Here is a 17120-nt window from a genome sequence, read left to right as displayed (position 1 = left end):
ACTATTTTTAACAATCCTCTACTATTGCGGTGTTATTTTGCGCTGAGGTCGTAATGAAAGAGGTGGTGATCGTCGGGGCGTTGCGTACGCCAATTGGTTGTTTTCAGGGGACGCTGGCGCGTCATTCTGCCGTTGAACTGGGCAGTATGGTGGTCAAAGCGTTGATTGAAGGCAGCGGCGTGAATGCGCATGCCGTTGATGAAGTGATCCTCGGACAGGTGTTGACGGCGGGGGCGGGACAAAACCCGGCGCGTCAGTCAGCGATCAAAGGGGGATTACCGAACACGGTTTCTGCTATCACCATTAACGACGTCTGCGGCTCGGGGCTGAAAGCGCTGCATCTTGCCACGCAGGCGATCCAGTGCGGTGAAGCGGATATTGTGATTGCCGGTGGGCAAGAGAACATGAGCCGTGCGCCACATGTACTCACCGACAGCCGAACCGGCGCGCAACTGGGCAACAGCCAGCTCGTCGACAGCCTGGTACACGACGGCCTGTGGGATGCCTTCAATGATTACCATATGGGTGTGACCGCAGAGAATCTGGCGCGTGAATATGGCATCAGCCGGGAACTGCAGGATGCGTATGCGCTCAGTTCACAGCAAAAGGCACGCGCGGCCATCGATGCTGGTCGCTTTAAAGCGGAAATCGTCCCGGTCACCACCCAGCGTAATGGGCAAACCGTGATCATTGATACCGATGAGCAGCCGCGTACGGATGCCAGCGCAGAAGGCCTGGCGCGTCTGGATCCGGCGTTTGAACTGCAGCGGTCGGTAACCGCCGGCAATGCCTCTTCTATAAACGATGGCGCGGCAGCGGTAATGATGATGAGCGAGTCCAAAGCGCTGGAGTTGAACCTGCCTGTGCTGGCGCGCATCCGCGCCTTTGCCAGCGTCGGCGTGGATCCTGCGTTGATGGGGATCGCCCCCGTGTATGCCACTCGCCGTTGTCTGGAGCGGGTCGGCTGGCAACTGGCCGATGTGGATCTCATTGAAGCAAATGAGGCGTTTGCCGCCCAGGCTCTTTCGGTCGGCAAAATGCTGGAATGGGACGAGCGACGGGTGAACGTCAACGGCGGCGCGATTGCCCTTGGCCACCCGATTGGCGCTTCCGGCTGTCGTATTCTGGTTTCTCTGGTTCACGAAATGGTCAAACGTAATGCCCGCAAAGGTCTGGCAACGCTGTGCATTGGCGGCGGGCAAGGCGTGGCGTTAGCCATTGAGCGCGATTAACGACTCTTTTTTCTCCTCTTCACTCCCCCCGTTATGCCGCACGATAATCGTGGCGGCATGGCTGCGTTTTGTTTCTCCTTCCTTCTGATTTTCGCGTTAAGCGAATGAACTGACAGCCGTTTACCCGCAAGTCAGGGCGTCGAAAACTCAGGGGTAACGCCTATTTCCTTGTTTTTCTATACCATTTTCCTCCTGCTCTTAATCACGGAATGAATCGATCGTGATCGGAATTACACTTTTGATAATAAGATGCAGAAAAAGTGAAACGATGTTTTATTTGTAATTGAAAACGGATCCCCGGAAGACTATCATGGGCGCATAACGTAAAACGGAACAGCGTTTCGCTCTCCGTTGAGGGATTCCCGCTCAGTACATCACTGGAGGTAAATGTGGACGTAAGACAAAGTATTCACAGCGCGCACGCCAAAACACTGGATACCCAGGGGCTACGCAAGGAGTTTTTGGTTGAGAAAGTGTTCGTGGCTGACGAATACACGATGGTTTATAGCCACATTGACCGCATCATCGTCGGTGGCATTATGCCGGTGGCAAAAACGGTCTCCGTTGGCGGTGAAGTCGGTAAACAGCTTGGCGTAACCTATTTTCTGGAACGTCGAGAACTGGGTGTGATCAACATCGGCGGCGCGGGCACTATCACCGTCGACGGCCAATGCTATGAGATCGGCCACCGCGATGCGCTGTATGTTGGCAAAGGGGCGAAAGAAGTGGTTTTCGCCAGCGTCGATAGCGCAACGCCAGCCAAGTTCTATTATAACTGCGCACCGGCGCATACCACGTATCCCACCAAAAAAGTGACGCCTGCTGATGTCGCGCCTGTGACATTAGGTGACAATCTCACCAGCAACCGTCGCACCATCAATAAATATTTCGTGCCGGATGTACTGGAAACCTGCCAACTGAGTATGGGCCTTACCGAACTGGCACCGGGCAACCTGTGGAACACCATGCCGTGCCACACCCATGAACGCCGTATGGAAGTGTACTTCTATTTCAATATGGAAGAAGACACCTGTGTCTTCCATATGATGGGGCAGCCTCAGGAAACGCGTCATATCGTTATGCATAACGAGCAGGCCGTCATTTCGCCAAGCTGGTCGATCCATTCCGGGGTGGGCACCAAAGCCTATACCTTCATCTGGGGCATGGTCGGTGAAAACCAGGTCTTTGATGATATGGACCACGTTGCGGTGAAAGATCTGCGTTAGTCGCGGGCGCTCATAACGCCTGTCCGTGACAGGTATGAAAAACTAAGGATTTACAATGATTTTGAATGCATTCTCTCTCGAAGGTAAAGTCGCTGTCGTGACCGGTTGTGATACCGGTCTGGGCCAGGGCATGGCGCTCGGTCTGGCGGAAGCGGGCTGCGATATCGTCGGGATTAACATCGTTGAACCGACCGAAACCATCGAGCGTGTGACCGCTCTGGGCCGTCGTTTTTTGAGTCTGACCGCCGATCTGCGTCAGATCGACGCGATCCCGGCACTGCTGGAGCGTGCGGTTGCTGAGTTCGGCCATATCGATATTCTGGTCAACAACGCGGGTCTGATCCGCCGCGAAGACGCGATCAATTTCAGCGAAAAAGACTGGGATGACGTGATGAACCTGAACATCAAGAGCGTGTTCTTTATGTCGCAGGCGGCGGCCAAACACTTCATCGCACAGGGTAACGGCGGCAAAATCATCAATATCGCCTCCATGCTCTCCTTCCAGGGCGGTATCCGCGTCCCGTCTTACACGGCTTCCAAAAGTGGCGTAATGGGGGTGACCCGTCTGATGGCGAACGAGTGGGCGAAGCACAACATCAACGTCAACGCGATTGCACCGGGTTACATGGCGACCAACAATACCCAGCAACTGCGCGCCGATGAGCAGCGTAGCGCTGAAATCCTCGACCGTATCCCGGCAGGACGTTGGGGTCTGCCGAGCGATCTGATGGGGCCGGTGGTCTTCCTGGCCTCCAGCGCATCTGATTACATCAACGGCTATACCGTGGCGGTTGACGGTGGTTGGCTGGCACGTTAATTCGCGCCCGCTTGCTGACAAAACCCTGCCTTCGCGCAGGGTTTTTTTATTGATGAAATCAGGCGTTGAGAAAATCTTCGCGAACCGGCGTAAAGGTATCCAGCAGTGTTCCCGGCTTCAGGCAGACACAGCCGTGAACGATATTTGGCTGCTTATACAACGTATCCCCCGCGCGTACCACCTGCTTCTCGTCACCGATAGTAAATTCAAATTCACCGGATAACACGTAGGTCAGTTGTTCATGTGGATGGTGATGCAGCGGGCCAATCGCCCCTTGCTCAAAGTTAACCTCGACAGCCATCAGTTTGCCGTTATGCGCGAGGATACGGCGAGTGACGCCATTACCCAGATCGTCAAGCGTCGTCTCGTTATGGAAAACAAACATGTGGGATCCTATTGTTTGAAACAATGTTTCATTAAAGCTAACTCAGGTGCGTGGCAAAGAAAATGGGAGATCAAATGAACTGGAAACTTGATCACAAGTTTGCTTCACTGCTGTAAATCACTGATGAAGGAGCAGGTAATGAAGACGATCGGCTTGTTAGGCGGGATGAGTTGGGAATCGACCATCCCGTACTACCGGTTAATTAACGAAGGGATCAAACAACAACTGGGTGGGCTTCATTCTGCGAGTCTGCTGTTGCACAGCGTTGACTTCCACGAGATCGAAGCGTGCCAGAGTCGCGGTGAGTGGGATAAAGCCGGAGACATTCTTGCGCAGGCCGCGATCGGGCTGCAGCAGGCGGGGGCGGAAGGGATCGTCTTATGTACCAACACGATGCACAACGTGGCGGAGGCCATTGAATCGCGCTGCTCGCTGCCTTTTTTACACATTGCTGATGCGACCGGGCGCGTCATCTCCGCGCAGGGAATGCGCCGGGTTGCGCTGTTGGGAACGCGTTACACGATGGAGCAGGATTTTTATCGCGGCCGCCTGGAACAGCAGTTTGCCATTGAGTGCCTGATACCCGATGCGGATGCGCGGGCGACGATCAACCAGGTCATCTTTGATGAGCTTTGCCTCGGACAGTTTACCGAAGCGTCACGTCAGTACTATGTGGAAGTGATTGAAGCCCTGGCGGCACAGGGGGCTGAGGGCGTCATTTTTGGCTGCACGGAGATTGGTCTGTTGGTGCCGGTGGAGCGTAGCCCGATCCCGGTGTTTGACACCGCCGCGATCCATGCCGCAGACGCCGTGACGTTTATGCTGTCGTAACCGGCCCGAGGATCTGCTCCAGCGCTGTCACCAGGAGGTGATGGCGGGTTTGCAGATGATGGCTGAAGGCCTCGACCAGCGCGGAGGCGGGTCGGTGGATGGGACGCACCAGGCTGACGGTAAACGGCACGGAAATACTGAAACGGCGCACCACCACGCCACTCGCCGCATAATCCAGAGCGGTGAACGGGTTTACCACCGAAAGACCGGCTCCGGCGCGCACCATGGCGCACACTGACGCCGCGCTGTGAGTCTCCACCACCATCCGCCGTTTAACGTCGTGCTCATTAAACAGGGTGTCCAGCAGTTGCCGGTAACTGTCCGTGCGCGACAGGCTGATGTAGTTCTCCCCCTGAAAATCCTGCGGCGTTAATACTGACTTTTCCGCCAGCGGATGCCCCGGCGGCAGCACGCAGACTTCATCAAGCGAGAAGAGCTCCGTACGTTCAGTACCGGCAGGCGTGTGCAGTGTTTCCGTCAACCCCAGATCGTGGCGCTGGGCAGAAAGCCACTCTTCAAGCAGCGGTGACTCCTGCGGGACAATATTCAGGCTGACGTCCGGATAGCGGGCGAGAAACGGCTGAATCAACGTGGGCAGCAGCGACTGCGAAAAGACCGGCAGGCAGACTATCGACAGTTCCCCCTGGCGAAACTCCCGCAGGCTTTCCGCTGCGCTGACGATCCTGTCCAGCCCGTACCAGGATCGCTGGACTTCTTCGAACAGACGCAACCCCTGAACCGTCGGATGCAGGCGACCGCGCGTACGTTCGAACAACGTTAATCCCAGCACTTTTTCAAAGCGCGCCAGTTCACGGCTGACGGTGGGCTGTGACGTATGCAGCAACCGCGCGGCTTCGGTCAGGTTTCCGGCGGTCATGACCGCATGAAAGATTTCAATATGACGTAAGTTAACGGCAGCCATCATCACCTCGCAGGATTAAAACCATATCATTTTTGCATAAAGTCGGTATAAAACGATATTTTTTATTCTCTTCGTACTGTGGCGTAATCATAAAAAACGTCATGTCCGGAGCCTGTTATGCCTCATTCACTGTATTGCACCGATACCGATCTCACCGCAGAAAACCTGCTCAGGTTGCCAGCCGAATTTGGTTGCCCGGTCTGGGTTTACGACGCGCAGATCATCCGTCGTCAGATTGCGGCACTGCAACAGTTTGATGTGGTGCGCTTCGCGCAGAAGGCCTGTTCCAATATTCATATTCTGCGCTTAATGCGTGAACAGGGCGTCAAAGTGGACTCCGTATCGTTAGGCGAAATTGAGCGTGCGCTGGCGGCGGGATATGATCCGCAAACGCATCCGGATGACATCGTATTTACTGCCGATGTGATTGATAACGCCACCCTGGCCCGCGTCAGCGAATTACGCATTCCGGTCAACGCCGGTTCCGTTGATATGCTCGATCAGCTTGGACAGGTCTCTCCGGGCCATCGCGTCTGGCTGCGCGTTAATCCGGGCTTTGGTCACGGCCACAGCCAGAAAACCAATACCGGCGGCGAAAACAGCAAACACGGTATCTGGCATACCGATTTGCCGCAGGCGCTGGCGGTGATGCAGCGCCATCAACTGAAGCTGGTGGGTATCCACATGCATATTGGTTCAGGTGTTGACTATGGTCATCTGGAGCAAGTGTGCGGCGCGATGGTGCGTCAGGTGGTGGATTTCGGCCAGGATCTGGAGGCGATCTCCGCCGGCGGCGGTCTGTCGATCCCTTATCACGATGACGATGAGGCGGTGGATACCCGGCATTACTTTGGTCTGTGGAATGCCGCGCGCGAGCAGATCGCCCGTCATCTGGGGCATCACGTAAAGCTGGAAATTGAGCCAGGACGTTTTCTCGTCGCTCAGTCAGGCGTGCTGGTCACTCAGGTTCGCAGCGTGAAGCAGATGGGCAGTCGTCATTTTGTGCTGGTGGATGCGGGCTTTAACGATCTGATGCGCCCGGCAATGTATGGCAGTTATCACCATATTACCGCGCTGGCGGCGGATGGTCGTTCACTGGAGAACGCGCCGCGGGTCGACACGGTCGTCGCAGGACCGCTGTGTGAATCCGGCGACGTCTTTACCCAGCAGGAGGGCGGCAAGGTGGAAACCCGCGCGCTGCCAGCGGTGGTGCCGGGCGATTATCTGGTGTTGCATGATACCGGCGCCTACGGCGCCTCAATGTCGTCGAACTACAATAGCCGTCCGCTGCTGCCGGAAGTATTATTTGACAACGGTCAGGCGCGACTGATTCGCCGTCGCCAGACCATTGAAGAGCTGTTGGCGCTGGAAGTGTTTTGATTTCTTGTCGGGCGGCGGCTTATCCGATCTGCGGAGTTACCGTCGTCTGCAGGCCTGATAAGCGAAGCGCCATCAGGCCTTGCATCGCGCAGATAGCGTTACGATTTATGCCTTAAAATACGGCCCGGTGGTGACCGAATCACGCAACACCAGCGTGCCGGTAAAGGGCGGGATCGGTTCAATTTCTTCGCCATTGACCATGCGGATCGCCTGATCGATGGCTGTGGTGATCATCGTGTCGATGGGGAGATAAACCGTCGACAATCCCGGTTCAAGCCATTTTGCACTCGGCGCATCGTCAAACCCAAACAGCGACACATCCTGCGGAATGTTAAGCCCGGCCTGGTGCAGGGCTTTCGACGCACCCAGCGCCATGTCGTCGTTACAGGCAAACAGGGCGCTGAACGTTACCCCTTCCTGCAACAGTTCATTACAGGCGTCATAGCCGCGCGTCATGCTGGAATCACCATATTTCACCTTCGCCGGATCCCAGTCGATACCGTTTTTTTCCAGTGCCTTGCGATAGCCCATCAGACGCGACTTCCCGGTCGGGGTGTGTCCCGGTACGGTAATACAGGCTATCTCGCGATGTCCTTGCGAAATCAGGTAATCCACCGCCTGAAATGCCGCGTCTTCCTGTTCAAAAAAGATGGCGCGTTCGCGGGCCAGGCTGACATCGCGGTTAATGATAATCAACGGCATCGTGATCGAATCCGCCAGCGCGAGGATCGCTTTTTCGCTCATGTAACGGGTGTAGAGAATGATGGCGTCGCACTGTCGATCGGCCAGCATCTGCACCGCTTCTTGTTCGCGCTCCGGCGTATCGTGACCATCGGTCACAATCAACTGCTTGCCGTGAGATTCAGTCTGCCGCGAGGCCTGCTGTAGCAGGCGGCCAAAGTAGAAGCCATCAAAGGTCGACACAACCAGCCCAATGCTGTTGCTGGTTCGGTTCGCCAGCGAGCGGGCCAGAAAGTTCGGACGATAATCCAGCGCCTGCATCGCCTTAAACACTTTCTGACGCGTACTTTCTTTGACCTGACCGGTGCCGTTCAGCACACGAGAAACGGTGGCTTTCGAGACACCGGCACGACGGGAAACATCCAGCATTGTTATCATGACGCGATCCTGATTACTCGTTTGATGACGCATTGCCCGGCTCCGCTGGCGTCGTCACGGAATGGCGACGGACCAGGGTAGGGCTGAAAACATGGGTGACATCCGGTAGCGGGCGCTTTTCCGCCAGCGCGAGCGCCAGTTCTGCGGCCTGTGTCGCCATTGTCACGACAGGATAACGCACGGTGGTCAGGCGCGGACGAACGTAGCGCGAAACCAGCACGTCATCAAAGCCTATCAGCGAGATCTCTGCCGGGACGTCCACACCATTATCATTTAGCACGCCCATCGCGCCAGCGGCCATGGAGTCGTTATAACAGGCCACCGCGGTGAAGTTTCTGCCGCGGCCTAACAGTTCGGTCATCGCCTGCTCACCGCCGCTTTCGTCCGGTTCGCCAAACGTCACAAGGCGATCGTTGACCGGGAGATGGCTCTCTTCAAGGGCATCGTAATAGCCTTTGAGACGATCTTCCGCATCCGAAATAGAGTGATTCGAGCAAAGGTAGCCAATGCGCGTGTGGCCCTGTTGGATCAGATGACGGGTCGCCAGCCAGGCGCCGTAGCGGTCATCCAGCGCCACACAGCGCTGTTCGAAACCGGGCAGGATCCGGTTGATTAGCACCATGCCGGGCATTTGCTTCATTAATGATGCCAGGTCGGCATCCGGGATCATCTTGGCGTGAACGACGAGCGCCGCGCAGCGGTGACGAATAAGCTGCTCGATTGCCTGACGCTCTTTTTTTTCATTATGGTAGCCGTTGCCAATCAGTAAAAAATTGCCGGTGTTATAGGAGACCTGCTCGACGGCTTTCACCATCGCGCCGAAAAAAGGGTCAGAAACATCGCCAACCACCAGACCAATCGTTTCGGTGGACTGCTGCGCGAGCGCGCGCGCATTCGCATTGGGATGGTAGCTGAGCGACTCCATCGCACTGGCCACCGCCAGGCGCGACGCCTCGCTGGCTTTGGGGGAATCATTGATGACGCGGGAAACGGTGGCGACTGATACACCAGCCAGTCGGGCTACATCCTTTATGGTCGCCATGACAGTACCTATTGTGGGTAAACGCTTACATTCTGTCAGTGTTACGGAAAACGGCTGCTGGTTCAAGCAGATTGCCTGTTGCGACGCGGCAAATGTGAGCAAAATCCTTGGAATTACGCCAAAAATCGAATGATGCAAACCATTAGTTACACTTTGCGAAGGGCTGTTGCGATTGTTCGCTGGCGACGCTTCCTGGCTGCTTGATAAAGTTGAGATCCCAGAGGTATTGATAGGTGAAGTCAACTTTCGGGTTGAGCACACGAATTACACCAACCTGCGCAGTCGCGCAGGTTTTTTTTTACTGTTTCGGCAATCTGTAACAGTAAGCGAGAATTTACACAACTGGTTGCATTTCCCTTCATTCCTTTGCGTTTTCTCGCTGGCGAAGCGGTCATGCACAGACCACAATCAAGATCCCAGAGGTATTGATTGGTGAGATTATTCGGTACGCTCTTCGTACCTTGTCTCTTGCACCAACCTGCGCGGATGCGCAGGTTTTTTTTCGCCCCGAGTTTACTGTCGCTCCTGTTGCCTTGTTCGTGTAATCTGCCACCATTATTTTACCGAATCGTGCGCAAAGGGAGTTGAAATGTTATTTAGCTTTTTCCGTAACCTGTGCCGCGTGCTCTATCGGGTACGCGTGACGGGGGATATGCAGGCGTTGCGGGGAGAACGCGTCTTAATCACCCCCAACCATGTCTCGTTTATCGACGGCATTCTGCTGGCGCTATTTCTACCGGTACGTCCGGTGTTTGCGGTTTACACCTCGATTAGTCAACAGTGGTACATGCGCTGGTTAACCTCGCTGATCGATTTTGTGCCGCTCGACCCAACGAAGCCGATGGCGATTAAACATCTGGTTCGACTGATTGAGCAGGGTCGCCCGGTGGTGATTTTCCCGGAGGGGCGCATTTCGGTGAGCGGCTCGCTGATGAAAATTTACGACGGCGCCGGATTTGTCGCCGCGAAATCTGGCGCGACGCTGGTACCGGTACGGATTGAAGGTGCAGAACTCACCCATTTCAGCCGCCTGAAAGGGCTGGTGAAACGCCGATTCTTCCCGCGGATCCACCTGCATGTTTTACCACCCACTCATCTGCCTATGCCCGATGCGCCGCGCGCGCGCGATCGCCGTAAAATCGCCGGTGAAATGCTGCATCAGAAAATGATGGAAGCACGGATGGCGGTGCGTCCGCGCGAAACGCTGTATGAATCGCTGCTGGCGGCGATGTACCGTTATGGCGCGGGCAAGCACTGTATCGAAGACATCAACTTCAAGCCGGACAGCTACCGACAGTTGCTCACTAAGACGCTTTTTGTCGGGCGTATTCTGGAAAAATATAGCGCGGAAGGCGAAAAAATTGGCCTGATGTTGCCCAATGCCGCGATCAGCGCGGCGGTGATTTTCGGCGCGGTGTCTCGCCGTCGTATCCCGGCAATGATGAACTACACGGCGGGCGTCAAAGGGCTGACCAGCGCTATCACCGCTGCGGAAATCAAAACCATTTTTACCTCCCGCCAGTTCCTGGATAAAGGCAAACTCTGGCACCTGCCGGAGCAACTGACGCAGGTTCGCTGGGTCTATCTGGAAGATCTCAAAGCCGATGTGACCACGGCGGACAAACTGTGGATCTTTGCGCACCTGCTGATGCCGCATCGGGCGCAGGTCAAGCAGCAGCCGGAAGAGGCGGCGGTGATCCTCTTTACCTCGGGTTCCGAAGGTCATCCCAAGGGGGTGGTGCATAGCCACAAAAGCCTGCTGGCTAACGTCGAGCAGATAAAAACCATTGCTGACTTCACCGCCAATGACCGTTTTATGTCGGCACTGCCGCTGTTTCACTCGTTCGGTCTGACGGTAGGGCTTTTTACGCCGCTGCTCACCGGCGCTGACGTGTTCCTCTATCCCAGCCCGCTGCATTACCGCATTGTGCCGGAACTGGTTTATGACCGGAACTGCACGGTGCTGTTCGGTACCTCCACGTTCCTCGGCAACTATGCGCGTTTTGCCAATCCGTATGATTTCTATCGTCTGCGCTATGTGGTGGCGGGAGCGGAGAAACTCCAGGAGAGTACAAAACAGCTCTGGCAGGATAAGTTTGGTCTGCGGATTCTCGAAGGCTATGGCGTAACGGAGTGTGCGCCCGTGGTTTCGATTAACGTCCCGATGGCGGCGAAGCCTGGTACCGTCGGGCGGATCCTGCCCGGCATGGACGCGCGTCTGCTGGCGATCCCGGGTATTGAAGAGGGCGGTCGTTTGCAGTTGAAAGGGCCAAACATCATGAACGGTTATCTGCGCGTGGAAAAACCGGGCGTACTGGAGGTGCCGGTGGCGGAAAACGCCGCCGGGGAACTGGAGCGCGGCTGGTATGACACCGGCGATATCGTGCGCTTTGATGAGCAAGGATTCGTGCAAATTCAGGGACGCGCCAAACGCTTTGCGAAAATTGCCGGTGAAATGGTCTCTCTGGAGATGGTTGAGCAACTGGCGCTCGGCGTGTCGCCGGAAAAAATGCACGCGACGGCGATCAAGAGCGATGCCAGCAAAGGCGAAGCACTGGTGCTCTTTACCACCGATAGCGAGCTGACGCGTGATGTATTACAGCAGTATGCCCGTTCGCACGGCGTGCCAGAACTGGCGGTGCCGCGCGATATCCGTTACCTGAAGCAACTCCCGTTACTCGGCAGCGGTAAGCCGGATTTCGTGATGCTGAAAAGTTGGGTTGATGATCCGGAAAAACAAAATGCCTGAGTCAGTACATACCAATACCTCTGTCTGGTCGAAAGGAATGATGTCGGTTATCGCGGCGCAGTTTCTCTCTGCGTTTGGCGATAACGCCCTGTTGTTTGCCACGCTGGCGCTGCTGAAGGAACAGTTCTATCCGGACTGGAGTCAGCCGATTCTGCAAATGGTGTTTGTGGGCGCGTACATCCTGTTTGCGCCGTTTGTGGGGCAGATCGCTGACAGCTTTGCCAAAGGCCGGGTGATGATGTTCGCCAACGGCCTGAAACTGCTGGGGGCGGCAACGATCTGTTTTGGCTTCAATCCGTTTATCGGCTATACGCTGGTGGGGATTGGCGCGGCGGCTTACTCGCCGGCCAAATACGGCATTCTGGGGGAACTGACGACCGGCGATAAGCTGGTGAAAGCGAACGGCCTGATGGAAGCATCCACGATTGCGGCGATCCTGCTTGGCTCGGTGGCGGGCGGCGTGCTGGCCGACTGGCATGTTATTGCCGCGCTGGTTGTCTGTGCGCTGGCCTACGCCGGAGCGGTGGTGGCGAATCTGTCTATTCCCAAGCTGGCTGCTGCTCGTCCTGGGCAGTCCTGGCATCTGATGAAAATGACACGCAGTTTCTTTTGTGCCTGCGTTTCACTGTGGCGCAACGGCGAAACGCGTTTTTCGCTGGTGGGCACCAGTCTGTTCTGGGGGGCGGGAGTCACGCTGCGTTTTCTGCTGGTCCTGTGGGTACCGGTGGCGTTAGGCATTACCGATAACGCCACGCCAACCTACCTGAACGCGATGGTCGCGATCGGTATTGTGGCCGGGGCCGGAGCTGCTGCCAGACTGGTCACGCTGGATACCGTGGTGCGTTGTATGCCAGCAGGGATCCTGATTGGCGTCGTGGTGCTGATTTTCTCTCTGCAACACGCGCTGTTGCCTGCCTATGCGCTACTGATGCTGATCGGTGTGCTGGGCGGTTTCTTTGTCGTGCCGCTGAATGCATTGTTGCAGGAGCGCGGTAAAAAGAGCGTCGGGGCGGGTAATGCGATCGCGGTACAGAACCTCGGTGAGAACAGCGCGATGCTGTTGATGCTGGGGCTCTACTCGCTGGCGGTGTGGGTAGGAATTCCGGTTGTCGCCGTGGGTATCGGTTTTGGCGGTCTGTTTGCGCTGGCAATAGCGGCGCTGTGGATCTGGCAGCGCCGCCAGGCATAATCAACGCGCCGGAATTCCTCCGGCGCGCTTCTGTTACGGTGCAGGATAGGTGTAAACCTGATGCACCGCTTCAATCTCTGCCAACACCTCTTCGCTTAATTCGAGATGCAGACTCTCGACGTTGGTTTTCAGCTGTTCCATGGTGGTGGCGCCCAGCAGTGTACTGGCAACAAACGGTTGACGACGAACGAATGCCAGCGCCATCTGCGCCGGATCAAGGTTATGCCGTCTGGCGATATCGACATACGCCGCCACGGCTTTTTGCGTCTGCTCGCCGCTGTAGCGGGTAAAGCGGCTAAACAGTGTATTGCGCGCACCGGCAGGTTTCGCGCCATTCAGGTATTTACCGGTCAGCGTGCCAAATCCCAGGCAGGAATAGGCCAGCAGTTCGACGCCTTCATACTGGCTCACTTCCGCCAGCCCCACTTCAAAGCTGCGGTTGACCAGGCTGTAAGGGTTCTGGATGGTGACAATGCGCGGCAGATCATGCTTATCCGCCAGATGCAGATAACGCATCACGCCAAAGGCCGTTTCATTCGAGACGCCAATGTAGCGGATTTTGCCCGCCCGCTGGAACTCGGCCAGCGCATCCAGCGTATCCAGTAGCGACACCACCGGCGCGGCGTCGCTCCAGCTATAGCCGAGTTTGCCAAAACAGTTGGTAGGGCGCTGCGGCCAGTGAACCTGGTAAAGGTCCAGATAATCGGTTTGCAGACGTTTCAGGCTGTCGTGCAGCGCTTCACGAATGTTTTTACGATCCAGTGCCTGATTCGGGCGAATACTGTTGTCATTATTGCGCGACGGGCCGCTCACTTTGGAGGCGACAATCAGCTTTTCTCGATTGCCATATTTGGCCAGCCAGTTTCCGACGTAAGTTTCGGTAAGCCCCTGGGTTTCCGGGCGTGGCGGGACCGGGTACATTTCGGCCACGTCGATCAGGTTAATGCCGTTGGCGACGGCATAGTTGAGCTGTGCATGTGCGTCGGCTTCGCTATTTTGTTCACCAAACGTCATTGTGCCCAGCCCCAGTGTACTGACTTCAAGCGAGCTGTGGGGTATGCGGTGATATTGCATAGCCGTTTCCTTTTTATAATCACGACATAAGGATTATAAAAATGGCTGAGGGAAGGGAAAAAGGGAAGAAAAATTGTTAAGGCCAGCAACGCGGCTGACCTCAATCTTCAACGTTCAATGATTTGAGAAACGTCGTCGCGGTTAATTTGCATGGCGTTGCCCTGCTGGTCGTGGTAGCTCACCAGACCGGTATCGTCATCAATTTCGGGTTTCCCGTCGGTCAGGATCATCCGACCATCTTTGGTCGCCATGACATAATCGCTGCTACAACCGGAAACAGCAAAAGCCAGTCCTACTGCGGAAATTATCACTGCCCATTTTTTCATCCATTTATCCTCACGTGGCCTGCGTCTGATAACAGTCTAGTAATAACCTGAAGTTGTGGGCAGGAAAAGCAGGAAAATCTTAATCTGAGAGGAGAAAAGGGGAGAGGTTCGCTCCCCGCAGGGAGCGAAAAGGACAATTACAGCGGGTTCTTTTTGTTTCGCAACAAGTTCAGGCTCTCAACCGCAATCGAGAAGAACATGGCGAAATAGATGTAACCCTTCGGCACGTGAACGTCGAAGCTTTCCAGGATCAGGGTGAAGCCCACCAGAATCAGAAACGACAGCGCCAGCATCTTCACGGACGGGTGCCTGTCGACAAACTCGCCTATAGGACGCGCCGCAAACATCATTACGCCAACGGCAATTACCACCGCCGCCATCATGATGAACAGATGATCGGACAAGCCAACCGCCGTGATCACCGAGTCCAGACTGAAGATAATGTCGAGCAGCATGATCTGCACGATGGCCCCCAGAAAGGAGCTGACGCGCATGTTCACCCCCTCTTCTTCACCTTCAATGGATTCGTGGATCTCCTTACTCGCTTTCCAGATCAGGAACAATCCGCCGAGCAGAAGGATCAGGTCGCGGGCGGAAATGGCTTCACCAAACACCTCGAACAGCGGATTGGTCAGCCGGGTCACCCAGGCGATGGAGGCCAGCAGCGCCAGTCGCATGATCATCGCCGCTGCGAGACCGAGACGACGGGCGTGCGCACGTTGCGCAGTCGGGAGTTTTGCAACCACCAGTGAGAGGAAAATAATATTATCGATCCCAAGCACGATCTCCAGCAGCGTCAGCGTACCGAGCGCAAGCCAGGCGTTAGGATCGGTTATCCATGCAAATAACATTGAACAAAGTCCTGCCAAAAAAAGAAAGGCTAATTATATGCTTCCCGGACACAAGGCGAAAGTCTAACGCTGCTGTAACAAAAAGTGGCGTTCCAGCAGGGCGCGCGTGAAGTTCTTTTTCAGGTAAAAACCACGCGGCAACGTCAGTATTGGCTCGCCCTGGGCGCCGATCGCCTCGGTGAGCGCTTTGGCGTTTGCCGCCTTCGGTCGTAGTTGTAAAAATTCGCCATGGCGGGCAGTGATACGTTCAACCTGACCGAGCACAATCATGTCCATTAATTCTTCCCAGTCGAGCCGTAACTGACGGTCTTCTTCTTCATCAGGGCTCCACAGTACTGGCGATCCCACCCGCCGCTGCGCGAGGGGAATGCTGCGTTCGCCTTCTACCGGGATCCACAGTACCCGCTTCAGTTTGTGTCGTACGTGACTGGTTTCCCACGTCACGCCGCTGTTTCCGGTCAGCGGTGCAACGCAGACAAAGGTGGTTTCAAGCGGCCGGCCGAGGCTATCCACAGGAATGGTTTTCAATTCGACGCCTAATGCGGCGAAATCCTGTTCAGGCTTACTTCCGGCGCTGGCCCCCAACCAGAGTTCCAGTAATACGCCGATCCAGCCTTTGTCCCGCTTGAGATCTTTCGGCGCAACAATACCTGCCATCGCCGCCAGTTCGCCCAGCGAATAGCCCGAAAGCTGCTGCGCTTGCTGGAGCAGAAGGGCTTCAGATTCCGGTGGAAAGCGTAAAGGATGGAGTCCGGACATGGCGTTACACCTTAGGTGAAAAAATGAACAAGGATTTTATACCGTGAGAAAGAAGTTTATCGTTTTCCACATGTCATATTCAATGTCATGATTTATATTGGTTTTTAGTTTCTGACGTCACGTGTTGCGCAACATAAAAATAGGTTTTCCATTTCTGGTCACTGAATTTAAACAGGATCTTACACCATGTTATCCACAGAAAGATGGGATAACTGTGAAAAACCCCGACTACTGTTTCCATTTACAGCCTTGACGTGCGACAAAAATCGAATTTTCACACAATTTGTGTTTAACTTATTGGCACAATCTGTGGATAAAGTCGGCGCTGTTCGATCTTTCATCAGCCTGAGGATCGTCAGTGTGATGGCTATCACCTTTTTGCCTGGTTATCGCTAAAACGAGCCAGTAACCCCATGAATAAAAGAAAATATTTTTTTCACCTTCTTGTCCGTTTATTCAGACTGTTCCGGGTTTTCCCGGAGTAATTCCGTACTTCTTCACAACTCTATCCACAGAAAAGGTGAATAAAATCGCCCGAATGGGTGAGTGTCTGTTTATAACTTTGTCATTAACTGTGAGTTATTCAATTGTTATTAGATGCACACCGCCGTAACTCAGTGGTTTACCGTCTGTCAGGAGTGTGAAACAATCATTCTCATATAAGGTTTATGTTGAGGTAGTCCGGTGATTGATGACGATGGCTACCGCCCAAATGTAGGTATCGTAATTTGTAATCGTCAGGGGCAAGTGATGTGGGCCCGGCGGTTTGGTCAGCACTCCTGGCAGTTCCCACAGGGTGGGATAAATCCAGGAGAATCAGCAGAACAGGCGATGTACCGGGAACTGTTTGAAGAAGTAGGGTTAAGCCGTAAAGATGTGCGAATCCTTGCCTCTACTCGCAACTGGTTGCGTTACAAGTTACCGAAACGTTTGGTGCGTTGGGATACAAAGCCGGTGTGTATCGGCCAGAAACAAAAGTGGTTTCTTTTGCAGTTGATGAGCGGGGACGCGGAAATCAATATGCAAACCAGCAGCACTCCTGAGTTTGACGGCTGGCGTTGGGTAAGTTACTGGTATCCGGTCCGGCAAGTGGTTTCATTTAAACGCGATGTCTACCGCAGGGTGATGAAAGAGTTCGCAAGTGTTGTGATGGCGCTTCAGGAAGCGACGCCAAAACCGCAAAATACACCTGCTTATCGACGTAAAAGAGGTTAAGCC

At 54.9% G+C, this 17120-nt stretch carries 16 protein-coding genes; 8 read left to right on the top strand and 8 right to left on the bottom strand.

Annotated elements, in window-relative coordinates; all coding sequences use genetic code 11:
- Positions 1–53 precede the first annotated feature (53 nt).
- The 3 genes from OGW13_RS24985 (at position 54) to kduD (ending at position 3275) form a co-directional block, all read left to right on the top strand.
- A complete protein-coding gene (locus OGW13_RS24985; RefSeq protein ID WP_287116611.1) occupies positions 54–1232 on the top strand; it encodes an acetyl-CoA C-acetyltransferase in 1179 nt (392 codons plus the stop codon).
- A 389-nt stretch (positions 1233–1621) separates the two neighbouring features.
- Positions 1622–2458, top strand: coding sequence for a 5-dehydro-4-deoxy-D-glucuronate isomerase (kduI, locus tag OGW13_RS24980; RefSeq protein ID WP_042288966.1), 837 nt, complete (start codon positions 1622–1624; stop codon positions 2456–2458).
- 55 nt (positions 2459–2513) lie between these two features.
- On the top strand, positions 2514–3275 hold the full coding sequence (gene kduD, locus OGW13_RS24975; RefSeq protein ID WP_044254168.1) for a 2-dehydro-3-deoxy-D-gluconate 5-dehydrogenase KduD: 762 nt from the start codon (positions 2514–2516) through the stop codon (positions 3273–3275).
- A gap of 58 nt (positions 3276–3333) precedes the next feature.
- Here kduD and OGW13_RS24970 read toward each other — a convergent pair whose 3' ends face one another.
- Positions 3334–3660 carry a cupin domain-containing protein gene (locus OGW13_RS24970; protein ID WP_042999460.1) on the bottom strand — a complete coding sequence of 109 codons (327 nt, stop codon included), beginning with the start codon at positions 3658–3660 and terminating at the stop codon, positions 3334–3336.
- A 138-nt stretch (positions 3661–3798) separates the two neighbouring features.
- Between OGW13_RS24970 and OGW13_RS24965 the strand changes: the two genes are divergently transcribed.
- A complete protein-coding gene (locus OGW13_RS24965; protein ID WP_216082159.1) occupies positions 3799–4491 on the top strand; it encodes an aspartate/glutamate racemase in 693 nt (230 codons plus the stop codon).
- Here the strand turns inward: OGW13_RS24965 and OGW13_RS24960 are convergent.
- Positions 4478–5413, bottom strand: coding sequence for a LysR family transcriptional regulator (locus OGW13_RS24960; RefSeq protein ID WP_042999462.1), 936 nt, complete (start codon positions 5411–5413; stop codon positions 4478–4480). The genes OGW13_RS24965 and OGW13_RS24960 overlap by 14 nt on opposite strands.
- Positions 5414–5530: 117 nt before the next feature.
- Between OGW13_RS24960 and lysA the strand changes: the two genes are divergently transcribed.
- Positions 5531–6793 (top strand): diaminopimelate decarboxylase, encoded by a 1263-nt coding sequence (gene lysA / locus OGW13_RS24955; RefSeq protein ID WP_181627836.1) that lies wholly within the window; start codon positions 5531–5533, stop codon positions 6791–6793.
- 105 nt (positions 6794–6898) lie between these two features.
- Here lysA and OGW13_RS24950 read toward each other — a convergent pair whose 3' ends face one another.
- Together OGW13_RS24950 and galR are read right to left on the bottom strand one after the other, a co-directional pair.
- Entirely contained in the window at positions 6899–7912 is a 1014-nt protein-coding gene (locus tag OGW13_RS24950) for a LacI family DNA-binding transcriptional regulator (protein WP_044254291.1), read from the bottom strand.
- 13 nt (positions 7913–7925) lie between these two features.
- Complete coding sequence (gene galR / locus OGW13_RS24945) at positions 7926–8954, bottom strand: HTH-type transcriptional regulator GalR (protein ID WP_042999464.1); 1029 nt, start codon at positions 8952–8954, stop codon at positions 7926–7928.
- A gap of 589 nt (positions 8955–9543) precedes the next feature.
- Between galR and aas the strand changes: the two genes are divergently transcribed.
- Together aas and lplT are read left to right on the top strand one after the other, a co-directional pair.
- The gene (gene aas / locus OGW13_RS24940) at positions 9544–11703 is read left to right on the top strand and encodes a bifunctional acyl-ACP--phospholipid O-acyltransferase/long-chain-fatty-acid--ACP ligase (protein WP_061069641.1); all 2160 of its coding nucleotides are present in this window, start codon (positions 9544–9546) and stop codon (positions 11701–11703) included.
- A complete protein-coding gene (lplT, locus tag OGW13_RS24935; protein WP_044254177.1) occupies positions 11696–12892 on the top strand; it encodes a lysophospholipid transporter LplT in 1197 nt (398 codons plus the stop codon). The genes aas and lplT overlap by 8 nt, the downstream gene beginning before the upstream one ends.
- A 33-nt stretch (positions 12893–12925) precedes the next feature.
- Here lplT and OGW13_RS24930 read toward each other — a convergent pair whose 3' ends face one another.
- The 4 genes from OGW13_RS24930 to mutH form a co-directional block, all read right to left on the bottom strand.
- A complete protein-coding gene (locus tag OGW13_RS24930; protein WP_042999467.1) occupies positions 12926–13966 on the bottom strand; it encodes an NADP(H)-dependent aldo-keto reductase in 1041 nt (346 codons plus the stop codon).
- Positions 13967–14073: 107 nt separating this feature from the next.
- Positions 14074–14292 carry a lipoprotein YgdR gene (gene ygdR / locus OGW13_RS24925; RefSeq protein WP_000758655.1) on the bottom strand — a complete coding sequence of 73 codons (219 nt, stop codon included), beginning with the start codon at positions 14290–14292 and terminating at the stop codon, positions 14074–14076.
- 137 nt (positions 14293–14429) lie between these two features.
- Positions 14430–15143 carry a TerC family protein gene (locus OGW13_RS24920; protein WP_042999468.1) on the bottom strand — a complete coding sequence of 238 codons (714 nt, stop codon included), beginning with the start codon at positions 15141–15143 and terminating at the stop codon, positions 14430–14432.
- Between the two features lie 63 nt (positions 15144–15206).
- On the bottom strand, positions 15207–15902 hold the full coding sequence (gene mutH / locus OGW13_RS24915; protein WP_044254180.1) for a DNA mismatch repair endonuclease MutH: 696 nt from the start codon (positions 15900–15902) through the stop codon (positions 15207–15209).
- 684 nt (positions 15903–16586) lie between these two features.
- Between mutH and rppH the strand changes: the two genes are divergently transcribed.
- The gene (gene rppH / locus OGW13_RS24910; RefSeq protein ID WP_042999471.1) at positions 16587–17117 is read left to right on the top strand and encodes an RNA pyrophosphohydrolase; all 531 of its coding nucleotides are present in this window, start codon (positions 16587–16589) and stop codon (positions 17115–17117) included.
- The last annotated feature ends 3 nt before the right edge of the window (positions 17118–17120 follow it).

It is taken from the genome of Citrobacter sp. Ca225 (assembly GCF_030337175.1).
Classification (GTDB): Bacteria; Pseudomonadota; Gammaproteobacteria; order Enterobacterales; family Enterobacteriaceae; genus Citrobacter_A; species Citrobacter_A amalonaticus.
Note: the sequence above shows the minus strand (reverse complement) of the source record. Positions and strands in the feature narration are given on the sequence as shown.

Coding starts and splice junctions, on each gene's coding strand:
- OGW13_RS24985 (WP_287116611.1), top strand. CDS start 54: ATGAAAGAGGTGGTGATCGTCGGGGCGTTGCGTACGCCAATTGGTTGT.
- kduD (WP_044254168.1), top strand. CDS start 2,514: ATGATTTTGAATGCATTCTCTCTCGAAGGTAAAGTCGCTGTCGTGACC.
- OGW13_RS24970 (WP_042999460.1), bottom strand. CDS start 3,660: ATGTTTGTTTTCCATAACGAGACGACGCTTGACGATCTGGGTAATGGC.
- OGW13_RS24965 (WP_216082159.1), top strand. CDS start 3,799: ATGAAGACGATCGGCTTGTTAGGCGGGATGAGTTGGGAATCGACCATC.
- OGW13_RS24960 (WP_042999462.1), bottom strand. CDS start 5,413: ATGGCTGCCGTTAACTTACGTCATATTGAAATCTTTCATGCGGTCATG.
- lysA (WP_181627836.1), top strand. CDS start 5,531: ATGCCTCATTCACTGTATTGCACCGATACCGATCTCACCGCAGAAAAC.
- OGW13_RS24950 (WP_044254291.1), bottom strand. CDS start 7,912: ATGATAACAATGCTGGATGTTTCCCGTCGTGCCGGTGTCTCGAAAGCC.
- galR (WP_042999464.1), bottom strand. CDS start 8,954: ATGGCGACCATAAAGGATGTAGCCCGACTGGCTGGTGTATCAGTCGCC.
- aas (WP_061069641.1), top strand. CDS start 9,544: ATGTTATTTAGCTTTTTCCGTAACCTGTGCCGCGTGCTCTATCGGGTA.
- lplT (WP_044254177.1), top strand. CDS start 11,696: ATGCCTGAGTCAGTACATACCAATACCTCTGTCTGGTCGAAAGGAATG.
- OGW13_RS24930 (WP_042999467.1), bottom strand. CDS start 13,966: ATGCAATATCACCGCATACCCCACAGCTCGCTTGAAGTCAGTACACTG.
- ygdR (WP_000758655.1), bottom strand. CDS start 14,292: ATGAAAAAATGGGCAGTGATAATTTCCGCAGTAGGACTGGCTTTTGCT.
- OGW13_RS24920 (WP_042999468.1), bottom strand. CDS start 15,143: ATGTTATTTGCATGGATAACCGATCCTAACGCCTGGCTTGCGCTCGGT.
- mutH (WP_044254180.1), bottom strand. CDS start 15,902: ATGTCCGGACTCCATCCTTTACGCTTTCCACCGGAATCTGAAGCCCTT.